At 56.4% G+C, this 18,789-nt stretch carries 19 protein-coding genes; 6 read left to right on the top strand and 13 right to left on the bottom strand.

What is annotated here, in order from left to right:
* Window positions 1–196: 196 nt before the first annotated feature.
* The 3 genes from ACSOSI_RS18540 to ACSOSI_RS18550 all read right to left on the bottom strand — a co-directional run bounded on the left by ACSOSI_RS18540 (window position 197) and on the right by ACSOSI_RS18550 (window position 2,446).
* The gene (locus ACSOSI_RS18540; RefSeq protein WP_012146170.1) at window positions 197–1,096 is read right to left on the bottom strand and encodes a Dyp-type peroxidase; all 900 of its coding nucleotides are present in this window, start codon (window positions 1,094–1,096) and stop codon (window positions 197–199) included.
* A gap of 167 nt (window positions 1,097–1,263) precedes the next feature.
* On the bottom strand, window positions 1,264–1,848 hold the full coding sequence (locus tag ACSOSI_RS18545) for an RpoE-regulated lipoprotein (RefSeq protein ID WP_153859522.1): 585 nt from the start codon (window positions 1,846–1,848) through the stop codon (window positions 1,264–1,266).
* A 133-nt stretch (window positions 1,849–1,981) separates the two neighbouring features.
* On the bottom strand, window positions 1,982–2,446 hold the full coding sequence (locus tag ACSOSI_RS18550) for a DUF2919 domain-containing protein (RefSeq protein ID WP_012146172.1): 465 nt from the start codon (window positions 2,444–2,446) through the stop codon (window positions 1,982–1,984).
* Window positions 2,447–2,621: 175 nt separating this feature from the next.
* On the opposite strand from ACSOSI_RS18550, the gene ACSOSI_RS18555 reads away from it, so the two are divergent.
* Complete coding sequence (locus ACSOSI_RS18555) at window positions 2,622–3,020, top strand: YgiW/YdeI family stress tolerance OB fold protein (protein ID WP_012146173.1); 399 nt, start codon at window positions 2,622–2,624, stop codon at window positions 3,018–3,020.
* 43 nt (window positions 3,021–3,063) lie between these two features.
* Here ACSOSI_RS18555 and ACSOSI_RS18560 read toward each other — a convergent pair whose 3' ends face one another.
* Window positions 3,064–3,489 (bottom strand): GNAT family acetyltransferase, encoded by a 426-nt coding sequence (locus ACSOSI_RS18560; RefSeq protein WP_012146174.1) that lies wholly within the window; start codon window positions 3,487–3,489, stop codon window positions 3,064–3,066.
* A gap of 205 nt (window positions 3,490–3,694) precedes the next feature.
* On the opposite strand from ACSOSI_RS18560, the gene amiA reads away from it, so the two are divergent.
* The 3 genes from amiA (at window position 3,695) to ACSOSI_RS18575 (ending at window position 6,039) form a co-directional block, all read left to right on the top strand.
* Complete coding sequence (amiA, locus tag ACSOSI_RS18565) at window positions 3,695–4,594, top strand: N-acetylmuramoyl-L-alanine amidase AmiA (protein WP_112362325.1); 900 nt, start codon at window positions 3,695–3,697, stop codon at window positions 4,592–4,594.
* A gap of 69 nt (window positions 4,595–4,663) precedes the next feature.
* The gene (hemF, locus tag ACSOSI_RS18570; RefSeq protein WP_476705925.1) at window positions 4,664–5,584 is read left to right on the top strand and encodes an oxygen-dependent coproporphyrinogen oxidase; all 921 of its coding nucleotides are present in this window, start codon (window positions 4,664–4,666) and stop codon (window positions 5,582–5,584) included.
* Window positions 5,584–6,039 (top strand): YaiI/YqxD family protein, encoded by a 456-nt coding sequence (locus tag ACSOSI_RS18575; protein ID WP_004947732.1) that lies wholly within the window; start codon window positions 5,584–5,586, stop codon window positions 6,037–6,039. The genes hemF and ACSOSI_RS18575 overlap by 1 nt, the downstream gene beginning before the upstream one ends.
* A gap of 17 nt (window positions 6,040–6,056) precedes the next feature.
* Here ACSOSI_RS18575 and ACSOSI_RS18580 read toward each other — a convergent pair whose 3' ends face one another.
* The 5 genes from ACSOSI_RS18580 to ACSOSI_RS18600 form a co-directional block, all read right to left on the bottom strand.
* A complete protein-coding gene (locus tag ACSOSI_RS18580) occupies window positions 6,057–8,060 on the bottom strand; it encodes a TonB-dependent receptor domain-containing protein (RefSeq protein WP_476707280.1) in 2,004 nt (667 codons plus the stop codon).
* A 122-nt stretch (window positions 8,061–8,182) separates the two neighbouring features.
* Window positions 8,183–8,236, bottom strand: coding sequence for a hypothetical protein (locus ACSOSI_RS18585; RefSeq protein ID WP_371257926.1), 54 nt, complete (start codon window positions 8,234–8,236; stop codon window positions 8,183–8,185).
* A 195-nt stretch (window positions 8,237–8,431) separates the two neighbouring features.
* The gene (locus tag ACSOSI_RS18590) at window positions 8,432–10,567 is read right to left on the bottom strand and encodes a S9 family peptidase (RefSeq protein ID WP_476705926.1); all 2,136 of its coding nucleotides are present in this window, start codon (window positions 10,565–10,567) and stop codon (window positions 8,432–8,434) included.
* Window positions 10,568–10,642: 75 nt separating this feature from the next.
* Window positions 10,643–11,443, bottom strand: coding sequence for an energy transducer TonB (locus ACSOSI_RS18595; RefSeq protein WP_476705927.1), 801 nt, complete (start codon window positions 11,441–11,443; stop codon window positions 10,643–10,645).
* Between the two features lie 98 nt (window positions 11,444–11,541).
* Complete coding sequence (locus tag ACSOSI_RS18600; RefSeq protein ID WP_476707281.1) at window positions 11,542–12,396, bottom strand: ChaN family lipoprotein; 855 nt, start codon at window positions 12,394–12,396, stop codon at window positions 11,542–11,544.
* Between the two features lie 192 nt (window positions 12,397–12,588).
* Here ACSOSI_RS18600 and mmuP point away from each other — a divergent pair, with 192 nt between their 5' ends.
* Window positions 12,589–13,998, top strand: a complete 1,410-nt coding sequence (gene mmuP, locus ACSOSI_RS18605) for an S-methylmethionine permease (RefSeq protein ID WP_012146182.1) — start codon at window positions 12,589–12,591, stop codon at window positions 13,996–13,998.
* The gene (gene mmuM / locus ACSOSI_RS18610; RefSeq protein WP_476705928.1) at window positions 13,988–14,926 is read left to right on the top strand and encodes a homocysteine S-methyltransferase; all 939 of its coding nucleotides are present in this window, start codon (window positions 13,988–13,990) and stop codon (window positions 14,924–14,926) included. Before mmuP ends, mmuM begins: the two co-directional genes overlap by 11 nt.
* A gap of 69 nt (window positions 14,927–14,995) precedes the next feature.
* Here the strand turns inward: mmuM and maeB are convergent, their stop codons facing one another.
* The 4 genes from maeB to chiX form a co-directional block, all read right to left on the bottom strand.
* Entirely contained in the window at window positions 14,996–17,275 is a 2,280-nt protein-coding gene (gene maeB, locus ACSOSI_RS18615; protein WP_012146184.1) for an NADP-dependent oxaloacetate-decarboxylating malate dehydrogenase, read from the bottom strand.
* A 599-nt stretch (window positions 17,276–17,874) separates the two neighbouring features.
* Window positions 17,875–18,048 carry an Rz1-like lysis system protein LysC gene (lysC, locus tag ACSOSI_RS18620; RefSeq protein ID WP_037424075.1) on the bottom strand — a complete coding sequence of 58 codons (174 nt, stop codon included), beginning with the start codon at window positions 18,046–18,048 and terminating at the stop codon, window positions 17,875–17,877.
* Window positions 18,029–18,412 carry a hypothetical protein gene (locus ACSOSI_RS18625; RefSeq protein WP_476705929.1) on the bottom strand — a complete coding sequence of 128 codons (384 nt, stop codon included), beginning with the start codon at window positions 18,410–18,412 and terminating at the stop codon, window positions 18,029–18,031. Before ACSOSI_RS18625 ends, lysC begins: the two co-directional genes overlap by 20 nt.
* Window positions 18,409–18,789 carry an L-Ala D-Glu endopeptidase ChiX gene (gene chiX / locus ACSOSI_RS18630; RefSeq protein ID WP_476707282.1) on the bottom strand — a complete coding sequence of 127 codons (381 nt, stop codon included), beginning with the start codon at window positions 18,787–18,789 and terminating at the stop codon, window positions 18,409–18,411. Before chiX ends, ACSOSI_RS18625 begins: the two co-directional genes overlap by 4 nt.

Here is an 18,789-nt window from a genome sequence, read left to right on the forward strand (position 1 = left end):
ACCTTATCACTGAGTCAATCCGTCGGGCTTTCGCCCTGATGTTGACCAGTGTATTTATAACTAGGTGCGGAGCTGTAACGCTTTTATATACCGTTTAGTGATTTTCAAGCATCAAACGCTATAAGGCAGGAGCGGAGCGGCATGGCAGAGGGGGGAAGTAAAACCGGAGCCGACGTAGCCAGCCCCGGTAGAGGTGTTACAGCGACAGCAGGCGCGTCAGTGATGGCGCAAAGTAATAACTGCCGGTCACCGCACGGCTGAAACGCAGCATCGCGTCGCGTTTGCCGTCCAGATCGCCGAACATGCTCAGCAGTTGCTTTTCGATGTTATGCAGACGCGCGCAGTAGGCGATGAAATACAGCCCGTGCTTGCCGCTGGCGGTGCCATAAGGCAGGCTTTGGCGCAGGATCTTCAGCCCCTTGCCGTCTTCTTTCAGATCAACGCGGCTGACGTGCGAGGTGTCCGGGCGTTGCTCCGGCGGCAGTTCTTCGCTGTCATGTTTGGTACGTCCGATAATCTGCTCCTGCTGTTCAGTGGTGAAACGCTGCCACTGACGCAGGTTGTGTTCGTAACGCTGCACCAGCACGTAGCTGCCGCCTGCGTCTTCTTCGCCTTCGGCAATCACCGCCACTTCCGGACGTTGGTCGCCCTGCGGGTTTTCCGTGCCGTCGATAAAGCCGCTCAGGTCACGCTCTTCCACCCAGCGGAAACCATGGGTTTCTTCTTCAATTTTGATGGCGTTGCCGAACGCCGCCAGCGCGGCCTGGGCCAGCGTGAAGTTAACATCATGACGCAGGGATTGAATATGGATCAGCAGGTCGCGCTGGGTGGCCGGTGCCAGCCCTTTGCCGAGCGGGGTGAATGGCTTCAGCTCTTTGGCGCCCTGACCGCTGGACAGGTCATGCCAAACGTCATAGCCAAAGGCAACCACCGCGCCCAAATGCGCATCGGGGAACTGCTGTTGCAGCTCGGTCAACGTCTGGCAAAACTGCTTGCAGCCCTGACGAAGTTCGGCAAATTCGCCCTGTACCGTGGCTTCCATAAAAATGGCGAAACGGCAGTGTTCCAGCAAAATGCCGCTCTGAACCTGTGTCATTGTCGTTATCCTCAATAGCAGAATCGGGTAACAGTAGCCTGTTACGAATGCGCAGCATCATACCGCAAGCAGGGGTATTTGCCTTGCCCGAACGCAAAGAAAATAAGGATATCCGTCAAGATGAAGGAAGCTGGGGCGCCGCAGATCGGACGCCCCAAAAGAAGGGTTTACTGAGGTTTGGCGTGCCAGATGATCTTGCTGACCGTCCAGCTTTTCAACGTGTCATCCGGTGGGATGATGTCCTGCGGGCCGGCCCACTTGCCGTTGAAAATGTAAGTCACGTACTTGCTCTGTTCCGCCACACATTCCACCTTGCCGGCATCGTCACCGGTGGCCGGTTTACAGGCACCGAACGCCTTGCTGTACAGGTCGCTGAACGGCGTGCCAAGTTTGCTGCCCCACTCGGTCGCCACCTTGCTGTCCATCACGTCCACACGCTGCACGTGGCCCTTGGGCTCACCGGTGATCACCAGTTTCACGTCATTGCCGTCCATCGCCTGATAGTAAGAAACTATCTGGCCCTGGCTGGTGGCCATGCCGCCGCGCAGGCGGTAATCGCCTTTCAACCCGTCGTTGATGGCGCTTTCCGACATCGGGGTGCCGGCGTTCAAATCGCCAACGCCCTTGGCGCTGACCTCAAGGCTGCTGCCAAACCAGTTAAGCGGCGACAGGCTCGACCAGGAGAAGTTCGACATCGTCGAACAGCCGGTCAGTAACAGCGGGAGCCCTAACAATAGTGGGCGAATATTCATCTCTAGCTCCTTAACATCAAAGGCATGGGCCCGGCGTTTTGCTGCGTGCCAGCCTCTCACAACTGCCCACGCTTCGCCATCGGTTGCGAGCTTGGAGTGCAGAAAATAGGAAAAGTGCCGCCGCAGGCGGCAATTACCCCGCTTCGTTCTGTACGGTAAAGCAGGCTTTCAGCCGCTGGTTCAGCAACAGATAGGCCAGGGCCAGCGCATCAAGCAGTATCAGGACAGCATCCAGCGGTGGCTGATTGTCGGCCTGCTGCCACAGGCTGAACAGCGAACCGCCCAGTGCCGCCAGTAGCGAGAGACAAAGCACCCAACGCCAGGCACGCCACAATCGTGGCCATTGGTGACGCCGTGGAGCCAACAGAAATGCCAACGCCGCCGGCAACCCCAGCATGATGCCGTACCAGAATCTTTGGGTGTCAGGGTAAAACAGCTGCAGCAGCCCTTCACCCTGCTGGCGCGAAGCACCGGCCATCACGAACAAAATCCAGGTCCGGGCCTGTAAAACCAGCACGCCCCAAAACCACAGCGGCAAACGCAGCGCACCGTGATGATCGTAATCGTCGGGGGAAAAACGGTGTGGGAGTGGCTTCAACGTCGATTCCTTGCCAATTTCATTATTCTTACTCCTTCAAATGGGAGCCAGATTTATTGTTTTCAATGTACTCGCTTAAGAACCCCTTAAGATTTTCATGCTTTACTTAACCCCATCAAACCAGCAGTCCTGATTGGCAGGGCTTTAATTCGCGATTGAGATAAGGAAGCTTAAGATGAAAAAATATACCCTGGCCGCATTAATCGCTCTGTGCAGCGCACCGGTTCTGGCACAGCAAGGCGGGTTCCTCGACCCTGCCGCGCCGCAGACACAAACGCAAAATACCCAACAGGGCGGCTTCTCCGGCCCCAGCGCGGCGCTGACCACGGTAGACAAGGTGAAGTCGATGAGTGATGACACCTGGGTGATGCTGCAGGGCAACATTGAGCAGCGCGTCGGCGACGACACCTATACCTTCCGTGACGCCAGCGGCACCCTGACGGTGGAGATCGACAGAAAACGCTGGAACGGCCAGACCATCACCCCGAAAGATAAAGTGCAGTTGGAAGGGAAAGTGGATAAAGACTGGAGCAGTGTGGAAGTGGATGTGAAGAACATCAAAAAACTGCCTTAACACGCAGCAACGGGCGGTGAAGCCTCACCGCCCGAATGACGACTCAATACTCCTGATCTTCAATCAGCCGTTTACCCAGGTTGGTCACGTTCTGGATCTCGTAACCGAGTTTTTCATACATCTCGATCACCGTGTCGTTGTCTTCACGTACCACCAGCTGGATCTTCGGACACCCACGCGCGATCAGTTTCTTCTCCAGACGGTTAATTAACGCATTGGCAATACCGCGCCCGCGATAATCCGGGTGTACCCCCAGGTAATACGCCGAACCGCGATGGCCATCGTAACCGCCCATCACCGACCCTACGACTTCGCCGCCCACTTCGGCGACCAGAAACAGGCCCGGATCGTGATTCAGTTTGCGCTCGATATCCATCTCAGGATCGTTCCACGGGCGCAGCAGATCGCAGCGCTCCCACAGAGTAATGACTTCTTCAAAGTCGTCTTGCCGAAATACGCGAATTTCCATCGATGTTCGCCGCTGTTAATTAAGATGTTTATCTGATTATCGCGTGATTATTCACTTACGCAATATCAAACTGCGATTTACCCCAGCAATTATCCAGAAATGATCGGTTACCCGCGTAATAAATGGACATAGTTATCAGGTCGATTAATGATTATCAATACGATATAACGTCGCAAAATAGAATTTGTCGACGGAGCGTAGCGTTATGAAAAAGCAGGTTAAACAATTCCTCAATTTTAAGCCGCTCTCCGTTTCCCCCACGCGACGTCAATTACTGCTCTCCGGCCTGGCGTTGGTGCTGCTCGGCAGCAAAAGCCAAAGCGCCGAAGCCGAGTCCGGTGGCATGCTGCGCAACCAACATCCCAAACCGACCGCTAAACCAGCGCCTAAACCCTCCGGCAGCAAAAGGCTGGTGATGATCGACCCTGGCCATGGCGGTATCGACTCCGGCGCGGTTGGCAGTGAAGGCTCACAGGAAAAGCACGTCGTGTTGGAGATTGCCAACCACGTCCGCCGCATCCTGCACGAACAGGAACACGTCGAAGTCCGTCTGACACGGGAAGAAGACGAATTTATCCCGCTGTTCCAACGGGTGGAGATTGCCCACCAGCATCAGGCCGATCTGTTTATCTCGATTCACGCCGACGGTTTTACCAGCCCGGAAGCCTCAGGCGCTTCGGTGTTTGCCCTGTCCAATCGCGGGGCCAGTAGCGCCATGGCACGTTACCTGTCCAACCGTGAAAACGCCGCCGATGATGTGGCCGGTGGCAAGTACAAAAACCAGGACAACTATCTGCAACAGGTGCTGTTTGATCTGGTGCAGACCGATACCATCAACAACAGCCTGACGCTCGGCCGCCACGTGCTCGGCCAAATCCGGCCGGTACACCACCTGCACAGCAACAGTACGGAACAGGCGGCATTTGCGGTGCTGAAATCCCCGTCTATCCCGTCGGTGCTGGTCGAAACCTCGTTCATTACCAACCCGGCAGAAGAGCGCCTGCTGGGCACCACCGCATTCCGCGAGAAAATCGCCCGCGCCATTGCCGACGGGGTGATCAGTTTCTTCAGCTATTACGATTCACACCAACGAAAACCCGGCTGATACTGCCAGCCGCGGTGAATAAAGGTATACTCTGCGCCTTGTTCAGTCAGACGCTGTGAATTATCCCGTATGAGTTTATCGACCATCGCAGAAGTAAAATCCTTCCTGCTGGCGCTGCAAGACCGCATCTGCACGCAGTTGGCCCAGGCCGACGGCAGCGCCGTTTTCAACGAAGACCGCTGGACGCGTGAAGAAGGCGGCGGTGGCCGCAGCCGGGTGTTGACCGAGGGTGCGGTGTTCGAACAGGCGGGCGTCAACTTCTCACACGTCTCCGGCGCTACCCTGCCCGCTTCCGCTACCGCGCATCGCCCCGAACTGGCCGGACGCAGTTTCCAGGCGATGGGCGTGTCGCTGGTGATCCATCCGCGCAGCCCTTATATTCCGACCAGCCACGCCAACGTGCGTTTTTTCATTGCTGAAAAGCCGGGCGAAGAGCCGGTGTGGTGGTTTGGCGGCGGCTTTGACCTGACGCCGTTTTATGGCTTTGAAGAAGATGCCGTTCACTGGCACCGCACCGCCGAACGGCTGTGTGCGCCCTTCGGTGAGCAGGTCTATCCCAAATACAAAAAGTGGTGCGACGACTATTTCTTTATCAAACACCGTAACGAAGCACGCGGCATCGGCGGCCTGTTCTTTGATGACCTGAACACCCCGGACTTCGCCACCTGCTTCGCGTTTACCCAGGCGGTGGGCAAAGGCTTCCTCGAGGCCTATCTGCCGATCGTAGAGAAACGCAAAACGCTGAGCTGGGGCGATCACGAGCGCCAGTTCCAACTGTATCGTCGCGGCCGCTACGTGGAATTCAATTTGGTCTGGGACCGGGGCACGCTGTTCGGCCTGCAAACCGGTGGCCGCACCGAATCCATCCTGATGTCGATGCCGCCGCTGGTGCGTTGGGAATACAATTATCAACCGGCGGAAGACAGCCCGGAAGCGGCGCTGTACCGTGATTTCCTGCCGGTACGCGATTGGCTGAAGGAGCCGGAATGATGCAGATTTGGGTTGATGCGGACGCCTGTCCCAACGTAATTAAAGAAGTGCTGTTTCGGGCGGCGGAGCGTACCGCAATGTCGGTGACGCTGGTGGCGAACCAGCCGCTGAGAACGCCACCGTCAAAACACATCCACACCCTGCAGGTGGCGGCCGGTTTTGACGTGGCGGATAACGAAATCGTGCGCCGCTGTGAGAAAGGCGATCTGGTGATCACCGCCGATATCCCACTGGCAGCGGAAGTGATAGAAAAAGGGGCAGTGGCGCTGAACCCACGCGGTGAACGCTACACCCCGGACACCATTCGTGAGCGCCTGAACATGCGTGACTTTATGGACACCCTGCGCTCCAGCGGCATCCAGACCGGCGGCCCGAATACGCTGAACCAGCGCGATCGCCAGCAGTTCGCCAATGAGCTGGACAAGTGGTTGCAGCAGGCAAAACGGGCGCAGTAATTGCGCCCGCATCCCGTTTAGAAACGCACCTCCCCGCCGAAGATATAGGTTCGGCCGCGGGCGGTGTTGGTCGGTGAGAAGTCTCTTGATTGCGATGGCATGGCGTTCATCTTGTTCAATGCATCGGAATAGTCTTTGTCCATCAGGTTCTGCACGCTGAATTTTAACAGCAGATTCCGGTTGAACTGATAGGTGCTGTAAAGATCGATAACGGTCGGAATATGCGGCGCCGGTTCTTTCAGCAACTGCTCATTCTCATCGACGTTAGAATCGGGAGAAAGGCGCACAGCCTTGCCGGTGTATTTCACCAGCCCGCCCAGCGTCAATTTCTCATCCAGTAAACGCACACCCGTATCCAGCGTGAAGTACAACTCCGGCAGCTCGCTAATGTCACCGGCACCGAACACATTGCTGGCCTGATTGGTCGGCTGGCTGGTGTGTTCCTTGCTCAGGGACAGTTTGGTGTAGGCAAAACCGGCGTCGTACATCGCCTCCACTTCCACCCCACGCGACCTGACTGGCTCGTATGAGTTGCTGTACATGGTCATGGCGACATTCACATCGGCGTTATCCCATTCCTCCTGACTAGTCTGGGCACGATTACATTTTTGGCGATTACTGCACACCATGTAGCTCTGGCTGGAAATGTAATTTTTGATTTTCGACTCAAAATACACCGCCTTCAGCTGGAAGCTGTCCTGTTTAAACAGCAGGTCATGAGCATTGGCGTTAAAACCCGCCTGATAGGTTTCTGCCGTTTCCCCCTTAAGGAACGGGTTCATCGACTGCCCGCCGCTGTTGGCGAAGAACACTTCCTGAATATTCGGCCCACGCATCGATTTGTTGTAGCTGACGAACGGCTGCAGCCACGGTGTTACCTGTGCGGACAACATCACCGCCGGGTTAAAGCCGTGCTCTTTCAAATTGATGTTGCTGGCCCCCTGCGGGAAGCAGGCCACGCGTTCATCACAGGCCGGTTTATAGCCGGAGATATCATAGGCGCTGTAGTTCAGGTCAAAATTACCCTGCCAGATGCCGTAATTAAGCTGCAGCCCACTGTAAAGGCTGGCTATATTTTGTTTGCCTGCAATGCCCACCGGCGAACTTTCCGCCTGGCCTTCATCTGTCACCAGCCCGGAGGCGCGCTTCTTGTATTCATTGCGGATCAGCTTGCCGCCATAGCTAAAGGCAAAGTCGATCTCCTGCAGGCTGAAACGGCTGGTGTTATTGACGTCCAGCGCGTCCGAGATATTTTTTGCGGTGCTGTCGCTAAATCCCGCCATATTATCGGACATAAACTTCTGCTCACCCCGGCTGGTACTGGCAGTCAGATTAAAATCAATCAGCTCTGAAAACGGGGCGTAATGATATTTAATATAGAAGTCATTACTGTCGATATGGCGACGGGTGATCTTGTTTTGATAAGTTCTGGCCGACAGTTCAATACTATTAAAAGCGTCGGGTTTAATATCCACTTTAAATAACTGAGATTTGGGATTCTGGCGATAGGTTTTATCGACATTAAACTCTTCACTGTCAAAGCCGGAACCGTTCTTATAATTAGAGGTGATCGAACTGCCGCTGATTGCCGCCATGGCTCCCAGGCTACCGCCTTCGCCGAATGCGTCGGTTTTCCCACCCACGGCGATCATACCGCTGCGGCCAATACCGTTATTACCTACAGAAAACTTGGTGCGCACGCCAAAAGGATTATCCGAAAACACTACGTCATCCACGCCAATGGTGCGGAAGTTGGCGCTGCCTGCCAGCGCATTGACACCGGCGGATCCCGTCGCATTACCGCGTGCCACATCAACGCCGACGATAAAGTTAGGATCGATCAGCGCACCAAACTGGCTGGTTGGCAAACCGCCATGCGCCGCGTCACTGGGTGAACTGCCATAATAGTTCTGGGTAATGCCATCAACCATGGTATTAACGCGGCCAAAACCGCTCATGCCACGGATATTGACGCTGACCGAACCCTGGCCGGGGTCGATCTGGGTATAAGTGCCTGGCATACTGCGCAGAATGCTGTCCACCGACTCCAGATTCTTATTTTCCCCACGCGAGCTGAAAGCGCCGGGTTTTTCCAGCGCTTCTTTTTCACTGCTGCCGGAACTGCTCTGTGCCGCCGAAACATTCAACGGGCTGAAAACGACCTTGCCCTTTCCCTCTTCTGCCCCATTCTGCGCAGCCGTCGCCGCCCCGCTCAGCGCTATTCCCGCGCCGATCAGGCTTACTATTAATTTGATTTTCATATATCCCCAGAAATTGCCAAAAAGATTTTATGGCCGACAATGCCCAGCAAAAAGCCCGCCGGAATCGACGGTAAATTTATTTTTTATAGTTTTAATAAACCGCCGGGCTTATTACCCGACGGTGAAAGTGGTTATTTCTGTGTTTTCTGATCCATCGCCATAATAAAACTGTATTCCAGCGCGTTATTTTCCAGCCGCGTCAGGCGGCCCGATTTTCCGCCGTGGCCGGCCGTCATATCGGTCGCCAGCAGCAACACTGAATCACCCTGTTTAAAACGACGCAGTTTGGCTACCCATTTGGCCGGTTCCCAATATTGCACCTGCGAGTCATACAGGCCGCTGGTGACCAGCAGGTTCGGATAAGCCTGTTTAGCCAGGTTGTCATACGGGCTATAGGACTTCATCAACGTATAGGCCTGCGGCTGATTCGGATTGCCCCACTCTTCGTATTCACCGACCGTCAGCGGAATGCTGTCGTCCAGCATGGTGGTCAGCACATCAACAAAAGGTACCTGCGCCACCACTGCGTTATATAACTGCGGTGCCTGATTAATCACCGCCCCCATCAGCAGCCCGCCGGCACTGCCCCCCATGGCGTAAATACGGCCCGGCTGACCATAACCCTGTTGGATTAATGCCTGGGTGGCGTCGATAAAGTCATTGAAGGTGTTTGGCTTATGAGTCAACTTGCCCTGTTGGTACCAGTTCTGCCCCAGTTCACCGCCACCGCGCACGTGGATTAGCGCATAAACGAAACCGCGATCCAGCAAACTAATGCGGTTGGCGCTAAAGGCCGGATCCATACTCATGCCATAGGCACCATAACCGTACACCAGCAGCGGGCTGTGCCCCGGTTTGAACATGGCTTTGTTGTACACCAGCGAGACCGGCACCTTCACACCGTCACGCGCGTTAATCCACACCCGCTCGCTGTGGTACTGGCTGGGATCCACTCCCTTCACTTCCTGCTGTTTTAGCAGGGTGCGCTCGCCTTTGTTGAGATTCCATTGGTATGTGCGGGTCGGGGTAGTCATCGCCGAATAGCCATAGCGCAGCTGCTGGTTGTCCGGCTCCGGGTTATAGCCCAGCCAGGCCATATAGCTGGCGTCGTCGAACGGAATACTGCGCTGGGTTTTACCGTCCCAACTGATTTGCCGTAGCTGTACTAGGCCATCAGCACGTTCCTTCACTACCAGCCAGTCGCGGAACAACGTGAAGTCTTCCACCTCGCGCTTTTCCTGTGGTGCCAGTAGCGCCTGCCATGGCTTGCCGACTGCCGCGGTGTGATACAGACCAAAATGCGGGCTTTGGTGGTTGGAGCGTAGATAGAACTCACCGCGATAGTGGTCTACATAATACTCGTGGCCGTTCTTGCGCGCGGCAAACAACACCGGCGTGCTCAGAGGCTGATTAGCGTCAATCAGCCGCGCCTCGGAAGTGGTATTGCCGCTGATGGTAATAATGACGTAGTCACGTGAAGAAGAACGACCCAGGCTCAAATAGAACCCGCCATCATTTTCCTGATAGACAAGTTTGTCGTCCGCAACCGGCGTGCCGGACTGATGGCGATAAACCTGATATGGCAACAGGGTCTGCGGGTGGTTGCGAATATAAAATAGCGTCTTGCCGTCATTGGCCCACGCCATGTCACCGGAGGTGTTTTCAATCACTTCCGGCGCCCATTTTCCGCTATCGATTTCACGCAGCGAAATACGGTACTGCCTGCGCCCCTGCAGATCTTCAGCAATCGCCATTTGCTGGTTATCCTGGCTGATCGCCATCCCACCCAAGCGATAATAATCCTGCCCCGCCGCACGCTGATTGGCGTCCAGCAAGGTTTGCCACGGCGCATCGGCAGTCAGGGCCTGACGCTGATACAGGGCAAAGTCTTTACCTGCCGCGTAACTTTCCTGATAGCGATACCCATTAAGTTGGTAGGGCACCGAGCGATCTTCCGGGCTGATGCGGCCCAGCATTTCCTGATACAGGCTATCGCGCAGTTTTTTATACGGCTGCATCATCTGTTCGGTATAACGGTTTTCCGCCGTCAGATAATTCAGCACCTTTTTATTTTGCCGGCTGTCGTCACGCAGCCAATAATAATCATCCACCCGGGTTTCCCCCTGGGCGGTTAATGGGTGCGGGATAATCTCGGCGCTGGGCGCCAACGGCTGCGCCCAGGCGGCCTGGCCCAATAAGCTTAATGAAATCACGGCATAGGTGGCCGCACGCCAACGCTGGCGGCCCGACAGAAGTGTTTGTTTCATGGTCCCTCACGATAGTTTGGCATCAGCAGCTCCCTTTTGTTTGGGTAAACAAAAGAACGCGGCTCACGAAATAAATTATTGGCTGGCGTCCAGCGCCGCCAGATTAAAATCGATGGGCATCGTTACCTGAACGTTGCCCTGCCGCAGCATTTCGACCGGCGGTGGCGGTAGTGGCTGCGCCCGCATGACCACGGCCAGCGCCTCACGATCCAGCGAGGCGGTACCCGACGGGGCATGCAAGGTCAGATCGAAAACCCGTCCCTGTGCATCCACGGAAAAAGACACCTGCGGCATACCGGTACGGCGGCGGCGCTGCGCATCCGGCGGGTAACGCTTGATGCGGTTTAGCATTCCCTTTACCCGGCTTTCCCACGACAGCCTGACCTGTTCGCTGCTTGCGGAATCGCTGTTCAGCGGTGCGGCCGTCTGCCGGGCTATGTTCAAGGCTTTCGGTGCGGCAGCGCTGGATGCAGCGGCGTGCCTGATCTCTTTCACCTGCTGTTCCGGCTTCGGCTGGGCTTTCTGCGGTGGCTGGTGTTCGGTTCGCTTTTTCTCAGCCACGCTGATTTTGGTCTTTTCGGCCCGCGCCAACTTCGGCAAGTCCGGCTGCTCCTGCGGCTCGGCCGGTTGTGCCGCAGAAGACTCGGCCTGTTGCACACCCAACGGCAGCGGCTTGGGGCTTTCCGGTGCTTCAATCTGCGCCGCCCAACTCATCATCACCGCCGGTGGCGCTAACGGCATCGGCGGCAGCGGCTGGGGTGGCCAATAAAACAGCAGTACCAGCGCCACATGTGCCGCTATCGCACATAAAAATCCGCGTGCCCAGCGCGGCTGTGGCATGGAGGCGAGCGGATAAGATAAAGACAGACTCGGCATAGGGATATTAGATTACTTAATTACGAATGATTTTAGATCTCATTTGCTAATGATAATCATTTGTAATTTGTATTAACAGTTCTTTTCACCGTCTTAACCTAATCATTTACCTCAGGGTTAACCGCTGGGGTAACCCACAGGTAATCCGCCACCTGCTTATCGACCTGTACACCGGGCTCAACCAGCATCAACACGGTTGGCACGGCTGTCGGCTGCAGATCCTGCACGTGTAGCGGCACCCCCACCGATTTGGAAGCATGATAACCGCCGGCAATCAGCAGCGTCGGTGTCGGCGCGGCCAGTAAACGTTCGGCCATACGTCGATCGCGTTGCTGCTGGATCGCCAGCATGGCATGCAGTTGTTGAGGCTCAATTTTCCCACCGTGCGAAGTCCGGATAGTCTCTTCCAGCGCTTTCTGCACCGCAGGACGCACTGACAGTTGGCCCTGCGGGAAAACCGGCTGCTGATAAAACGCCATGATTTCATCGCGATCCAGGTTGGCCGACCACAGCGGGTACGGTGCGCGCATCGCCGCCATCGTCAAATCCCCGTACAGCGGCCATTTCCAGCCTGGTTGCCAGTCAATCAACTCCGCCACGCGCTCATCACGCACTCTCGGATTACTCTGCAGCCACTGCTTCACCTGACTCACTTTGGCCTGTTGGCTCGGGTTAATCATCTCCATCAGTACGCTGCCCTGCGGCCGCTTCTGCGGTAAGTTTTCCACCAGCCACAGTTCAATCTGGTGGTGGTAGGGGTTGTCATGCTTTTCTCCGACGATAACCCGTGGCTGAGCGGCCAATCGGGTCAGCAGTTGCTCGGGTGACAAACTTTCGCCGCTGCGCAAGTCGGTAATTTTCCCCAGGTTATCAAGGTTGTTTTTCGGCGAGGAAACCGGCGCCTGACTACAGGCGCCCAGTGCCAGCGCGGCCAATAAAATCAAAAATCTCATCATGCTGCCCTTGTAATAAAAGTGGCGATATTATAGATAATAATTATCATTTGCATATAGAAAGCCACCTGTCCTGAGACGCTGATAACGGTTTTTGCTTTATGGTTTCCGCTCACACATTGATTTCATGAAGTATTGCGGGTATAACTGATGGCCATTTAGCTGTTTAGACGTCTATACGGATAGAATATTATGCACTCAGCCGTTCCCGCCGAAGGGCAGTTCAAACGCACCATGAAGGCCCGACATCTGGTGATGCTGTCGCTGGGCGGCGTGATTGGTACCGGGCTGTTCTTCAATACCGGCTATATCATTTCCACTACCGGTGCTCTCGGCACCCTGCTGGCCTATCTGATCGGCGCATTGGTGGTCTATCTGGTGATGCTGTGCCTGGGTGAACTGTCGGTGGCGATGCCGGAAACCGGCGCCTTCCACGTCTACGCATCTCGCTATCTTGGCCCGGCCACCGGTTACACCGTCGCCTGGCTGTACTGGCTGACATGGACAGTCGCACTGGGTTCGAGCCTGACCGCCGCCGGTTTCTGCATGCAGTATTGGTTCCCGCAATCACCGGTGTGGCTGTGGTGTTTGATCTTCTGCGCGGCGATTTTCCTGCTTAACGTGGTCACGACCCGCTTCTTTGCTGAGAGCGAATTCTGGTTCTCGCTGATCAAGGTCGTTACCATTCTGGCGTTTATCATCCTCGGCGGTGCGGCCATGTTCGGCCTGCTGCCGATGAAAGACGGCACGCCAGCGCCCTTCCTGCATAACCTGACCGCCTCCGGCTGGCTGCCAAACGGCACCTTGCCGATCCTGATGACCATGGTGGCCGTGAATTTCGCATTCTCCGGCACTGAGCTTATCGGCATTGCCGCCGGTGAAACCGAGAACCCGGAAAAGGTGGTGCCCTGGGCGATACGTACCACGGTGATCCGCCTGATGCTGTTCTTTATCGGTACGGTATTTATTCTGGCAGCGTTGATCCCGATGGATCAGGCCGGGATTGTCAAAAGCCCGTTTGTGCTGGTGTTTGAACGCATCGGGGTGCCCTATGCCGCCGATATCTTTAATTTCGTGATCCTGACCGCCATCCTGTCGGCAGCCAATTCGGGCCTGTACGCGTCGGGCCGCATGCTGTGGTCGCTGGCCAACCAGCGCACCCTGCCGGCCTATTTCTCCCGCGTGAATAAACGCGGTATCCCGATCAACGCGCTGACCTTCAGCATGCTCGGCGGCGTACTGGCATTGCTGACCAGCGTGATCGCCCCGGACACGGTGTTCGTGGCGCTGTCGGCAATTTCCGGTTTTGCAGTGGTGGTGGTCTGGTTGAGCATCTGTGCCTCGCACTTCGCTTTCCGCCGTCATTATGTCCGCAGCGGCCAGCCCATTTCCGGTCTTAAATACCGCGCGCCGGGTTACCCGCTAACGCCGATCGTTGGTTTCACCCTGTGCCTGCTGGCCTGCGTCGGGCTGGCGTTCGATCCGGAGCAGCGCATTGCGCTTTACTGCGGGCTGCCTTTTGTCGCCCTGTGCTACATCGCCTATTACCTGACCCGCCGTGCCGGGCAAAAAACCTCTCTGGGAGAGAATCATGTCGGTTAACAACCCTGTCGCCACACTCTTGAGCGCCCACCCTACGCTGATTTTAGACGGTGCACTGGCCACCGAACTGGAAGCCCGCGGCTGCGATCTGAGCGATCCGCTGTGGTCGGCAAAAGTGCTGATTGAAAACCCTGAGCTGATTTATCAGGTGCATCTCGACTATTTCAACGCCGGAGCGCAGTGCGCCATCACCGCCAGCTATCAGGCCACGCCACAAGGCTTTCTGCGCCGTGGTTTGGATCAAGCGCAGTCACTGGCGCTGATCGCCAAAAGCGTGCAGTTGGCACAGCAGGCGCGCAGCGATTATCTGGCACAACACCCACAGGCCGCACCGCTGCTGATTGCCGGCTCGGTGGGGCCCTATGGCGCTTATCTGGCCGATGGATCTGAATATCGCGGTGATTACTCGCTGCCGCAGGAAGAGATGATCGCCTTCCACCGCCCGCGCATCAGCGCACTGGCCGAGGCCGGGGTGGATTTACTGGCCTGCGAGACTTTGCCATCCTTCAGCGAACTGCAGGCGTTGCTGACGCTGTTGGAAGAGTTCCCAACCCTCGGTGCCTGGTTCGCTTTCACCCTGCGCGACAGTCAACACCTCAGCGACGGGACGCCGCTGACCGAGGTCATGGCAGCGCTGCAGGCGAATCCACAGGTGCTGGCGATTGGCATTAACTGCATTGCGCTGGAAAATGTGGCCCCGGCGCTGCAGCAATTTGCCGCACTGGCTGACAAGCCGCTGCTGGTCTATCCGAACTCGGGTGAACACTACGACGCGGTAAGTAAAACCTGGCATGCCTGTGGGGGGGCACACGGCAGCCTGATTGATCAAATTGGCGAATGGCAACGCATCGGCGCCCGGCTGATTGGCGGCTGTTGCCGCACGACACCGCAGGATATCCACCGGATCGCCACACGCTGCAGGGCATAAAATAAAAAAACCTCCGGCGCCGAAACGCTGGAGGCTTGTAGTCACTTAAGGCTTATAGTCACTCAAGGCTTATAACGGCGTGGTCTGCGCTTCCACCACGGCCAGCGCGACCATATTGACGATGCGGCGTACCGAGGCGATTGGCGTCAGGATGTGTACCGGTTTCGATACCCCCATCAGCACCGGCCCCACGGTAACGCCTTCGGAAGAAGATACGCGCAACAGGTTGTAGCTGATACGCGCCGCTTCCATATTCGGCATGATCAGCACGTTGGCCGCCCCTTTCAGCGGGCTATCCGGCATCAGATCGTTACGGATGCTTTCCACCAGCGCGGCATCACCGTGCATCTCACCGTCAATCTCCAGCTCCGGTGCCATCTTGTTCACCAGCTCCAGCGTTTTACGCATCTTGCAGGCCGCCGGGTTATCGGAAGAGCCAAAGCTGGAATGAGACAGCAGCGCCACCTTGGGTTCAATCCCGAAACGGCGCACGGTTTCCGCCGCCATCAGGGTGATTTCTGCCAGTTGCTCCGGCGTCGGATCGTCATTGACATAGGTGTCGGCAATAAAGGTGTTGCCGCTTGGCAGCAGCAGCGCATTCATCGCCCCGGCAACGTGCGCCCCTTCGCGGAAACCAAACACTTTCTCGACCACGTCGTAATGCTCGTGATAGCTGCCGATGGTGCCGCAGATCATCGCATCCGCCTCGCCGCGATGCAGCATGATGGCAGCGATCAGCGTTGGGTTACCAATCACCGCACGGCGCGCCTGTTCCTGAGATACGCCACGACGCTTCATGATCTGGTAATACTCGCCCCAGTATTCGTTAAAGCGTGGGTCGGACTCGTTGTTCACCACTTCAAAGTCTTTACCCGGCGTCAGTTGCAGGCCAAGTTTTTGCAGCCGCATTTCAATCACGCTCGGACGACCGACCAGGATTGGATAGGCCAGCCCCTGCGACACCAGTTCCTGAGTCGCATGCAGTACCCTTTCCTCTTCCCCTTCCGCCATCACCACGCGCTTCATTTCTTTCTTCGCCTGGGAGAAGATCGGCTTCATGAACAGGTTGGTTTTGTAGACGAACTCGGACAGTTTTTCGACGTAGGCATCAAAGTCTTCGATCGGACGTGTCGCCACGCCGGACTCCATCGCCGCCTTGGCAACCGCCGGGGCGATTTTAACAATCAGGCGCGGATCGAAAGGTTTTGGAATGATGTATTCAGGACCAAATGACAGGTCCTGATCGCCATAGGCCGAAGCCACCACGTCGCTCTGTTCTGCCAGTGCCAGATCGGCAATCGCATGCACGCAGGCCAGCTTCATTTCTTCGTTGATGGTGGTCGCGCCCACGTCCAGCGCACCGCGGAAGATGAACGGGAAGCACAAGACGTTGTTGACCTGGTTCGGGTAGTCGGAACGGCCGGTACAGATAATGGCATCCGGACGCACGGCTTTCGCCAGCGGCGGCAAGATCTCCGGTTCCGGGTTGGCCAGCGCCATGATCAACGGATCCCTGGCCATGGTTTTCACCATATCCTGGGTCAACACGCCCGGACCGGAACAGCCGAGGAAGATATCGGCATCCGGGATAGCATCCCCCAGCGTCCGCTGGCCGTTGTCTTCGATGGCGTAGGCCGCTTTGGTCTGTTCCATGTTGGCGTCGCGACCTTTGTAGATAACCCCTTTGGAGTCGCAGACGGTAATGTTCTGCTGGCGCAACCCCAGCGCTACCAGCAGGTTCAAACAGGCGATCGACGCCGCGCCGGCACCGGAAACCACCAGTCGCACGTCGGAAATATTCTTTTTCACTACCCGCAGGCCGTTCAGCACTGCGGCGGTGGTAATAATGGCGGTGCCGTGCTGATCGTCATGGAATACCGGGATTTTCATGCGCTCACGCAGTTTCTGCTCGATGTAGAAACACTCCGGCGCTTTGATGTCTTCCAGGTTGATGCCGCCAAAGGTGGGCTCCAGCGCGGCGATGATGTCGATCAGCTTGTCAGGGTTTAGCTCATCCACTTCGATATCAAACACGTCGATGCCGGAAAATTTCTTGAACAGGACGCCTTTCCCTTCCATTACCGGCTTACCGGCCAAGGCACCGATATTACCCAGCCCCAGCACCGCCGTACCGTTGGAAATCACCGCCACCAGGTTGCCGCGTGCGGTGTATTTGTAGGCCGCGAGAGGATCGGCAGCAATTTCCAGACAAGGGGCTGCAACGCCCGGCGAGTAGGCCAGCGCCAGATCGCGTTGCGTTGCCAGCGGTTTGGTTGGAGATACCTGGATCTTCCCTGGGGTCGGATACTGGTGAAAATCAAGCGCACTCTGTTTGAGCTGTTCGTCCATTATGGGTTCCTATGCTTTTTGCTTTTATGTTGAGGTAAGACTTGTAAACCTTTAAGGCTATGAGGCTGCGTCCTGTCATTGTCCGTGGCGCCGTCGCAGACCCAAAAGCCCGTAATCAAGGCAGAGGGAGCAGAGCATAGCGGGCCTATGTTCAAACCCGACAACGCGGAGTACGGGCTTTTGGGGCGCGACCCGAAGGGCTGGGGCCATTTGAACGCGCATCTGTGTTACGAGTCGCTTATTTGGCCCACCAAACCTCACGACCCGCGCCTTGCTGCGCGTCCAAATGACCGCCAGCGGCGCTCACGTACAATGGCAGGGCACAGCCTTTAAGTATAGTGAGAGAAACGTCACAAACTTTGAAGCGGGCCATAACCTTGATCGAAATAGTTTTTTAAAAGTAAAAAAAGAAGTACCACAGGAGGGAAAAGAAAAACACTGCCGTCAGTGCGACTGATAGTGAGTTTGATAACAAAGTTGTTTTTTAGCTCGAGATACCCGGGCCTAGCGCACCGAGGGGCGCTCCGGCAGCCAAGGCTGCTACGACCCCTTCGGCACGCTCTCCCTAATATCGGGCATCATCAGTAGTCTGAATACCGTCAGTGCGACGGCAGTTGGGCACGCCAGGCATTGAGCGTCGCCACCCGGCCTGCGCAAATTTGTAACGAGGTTTGTAGTGCCAGCGTGTAACTCAGCGCATCGCCCCAGGTGTTACCCAGCAGCTGCGGCTGCTCGCACGGAGTAAACACCGACTCAGGAGGCAACAGCACCACCGGTGCTGCCGTCTGCGGGGGTTGGGCGCAGGAGCTCAATAACAGCGCCAGGCATAGGCTGCCCAGCACAGGCATCATTTTTAATCGCTTCACGGTATTTCCTCTGGTAGACGTCGCTTTGCTGACGCAACTGCTGTTCCTGCTGCTGCTGAGCCGCCATCAGCGCCCGGTTCTGTGCATCCTGAGTTTGCAGCGTGGCAATCAACCCCGCCTGCTGCGCCAGGGTCTTTTGCTGTTCACTTGCCTGCTGTCGCATCAGATCCAGCCGATGCGACAACATCGAGCTATAAGCGGCCAGGCAGATGGCTGCCAACAGCAGCAGCAACAATCCCCCCTGCGCCAACCGGCTCAGCCAGCCGCTCATGCCGGGTAATCCCTGAAGGAAAGCTGGAAGTGTGGCCCGTCCTTCAGCGTTTTCCATTCGCCCCCCCACTCAACGTTAACCGCACATTCGCGTGCCGCACGGCGCACCGCCACCGCGATTTGCGCGTAGTAGTCCCATTCCCAAGACACCACTCCCGCCGGCATCGCCACCACATCCACCGCGTGACCGGTTAAATGCCGACTTTTCAACGTCTGGCTTTGACCACCGCGTACCAGATCACGCTGACGCGCCATGGTACGCAGCCCCTCGGTGATGGAAAACGGCACCAACGAGTAATGCAGTGCCAGCCGTATCACCCGTACCAGATCCGGGTGAACGCCAATTAAGTTCGCCTCACTGCGTGCGGTAAACCGAAT

Source organism: Serratia sp. AR11, assembly GCF_056376275.1.

Coding starts and splice junctions, on each gene's coding strand:
- ACSOSI_RS18560 (WP_012146174.1), bottom strand. CDS start 3,489: ATGGAAATTCGCGTATTTCGGCAAGACGACTTTGAAGAAGTCATTACT.
- amiA (WP_112362325.1), top strand. CDS start 3,695: ATGAAAAAGCAGGTTAAACAATTCCTCAATTTTAAGCCGCTCTCCGTT.
- ACSOSI_RS18545 (WP_153859522.1), bottom strand. CDS start 1,848: ATGAATATTCGCCCACTATTGTTAGGGCTCCCGCTGTTACTGACCGGC.
- mmuP (WP_012146182.1), top strand. CDS start 12,589: ATGCACTCAGCCGTTCCCGCCGAAGGGCAGTTCAAACGCACCATGAAG.
- ACSOSI_RS18575 (WP_004947732.1), top strand. CDS start 5,584: ATGCAGATTTGGGTTGATGCGGACGCCTGTCCCAACGTAATTAAAGAA.
- ACSOSI_RS18625 (WP_476705929.1), bottom strand. CDS start 18,412: ATGAGCGGCTGGCTGAGCCGGTTGGCGCAGGGGGGATTGTTGCTGCTG.
- ACSOSI_RS18595 (WP_476705927.1), bottom strand. CDS start 11,443: ATGCCGAGTCTGTCTTTATCTTATCCGCTCGCCTCCATGCCACAGCCG.
- ACSOSI_RS18600 (WP_476707281.1), bottom strand. CDS start 12,396: ATGAGATTTTTGATTTTATTGGCCGCGCTGGCACTGGGCGCCTGTAGT.
- ACSOSI_RS18590 (WP_476705926.1), bottom strand. CDS start 10,567: ATGAAACAAACACTTCTGTCGGGCCGCCAGCGTTGGCGTGCGGCCACC.
- ACSOSI_RS18540 (WP_012146170.1), bottom strand. CDS start 1,096: ATGACACAGGTTCAGAGCGGCATTTTGCTGGAACACTGCCGTTTCGCC.
- hemF (WP_476705925.1), top strand. CDS start 4,664: ATGAGTTTATCGACCATCGCAGAAGTAAAATCCTTCCTGCTGGCGCTG.
- ACSOSI_RS18580 (WP_476707280.1), bottom strand. CDS start 8,060: ATGCCAGGCACTTATACCCAGATCGACCCCGGCCAGGGTTCGGTCAGC.
- maeB (WP_012146184.1), bottom strand. CDS start 17,275: ATGGACGAACAGCTCAAACAGAGTGCGCTTGATTTTCACCAGTATCCG.
- mmuM (WP_476705928.1), top strand. CDS start 13,988: ATGTCGGTTAACAACCCTGTCGCCACACTCTTGAGCGCCCACCCTACG.
- ACSOSI_RS18555 (WP_012146173.1), top strand. CDS start 2,622: ATGAAAAAATATACCCTGGCCGCATTAATCGCTCTGTGCAGCGCACCG.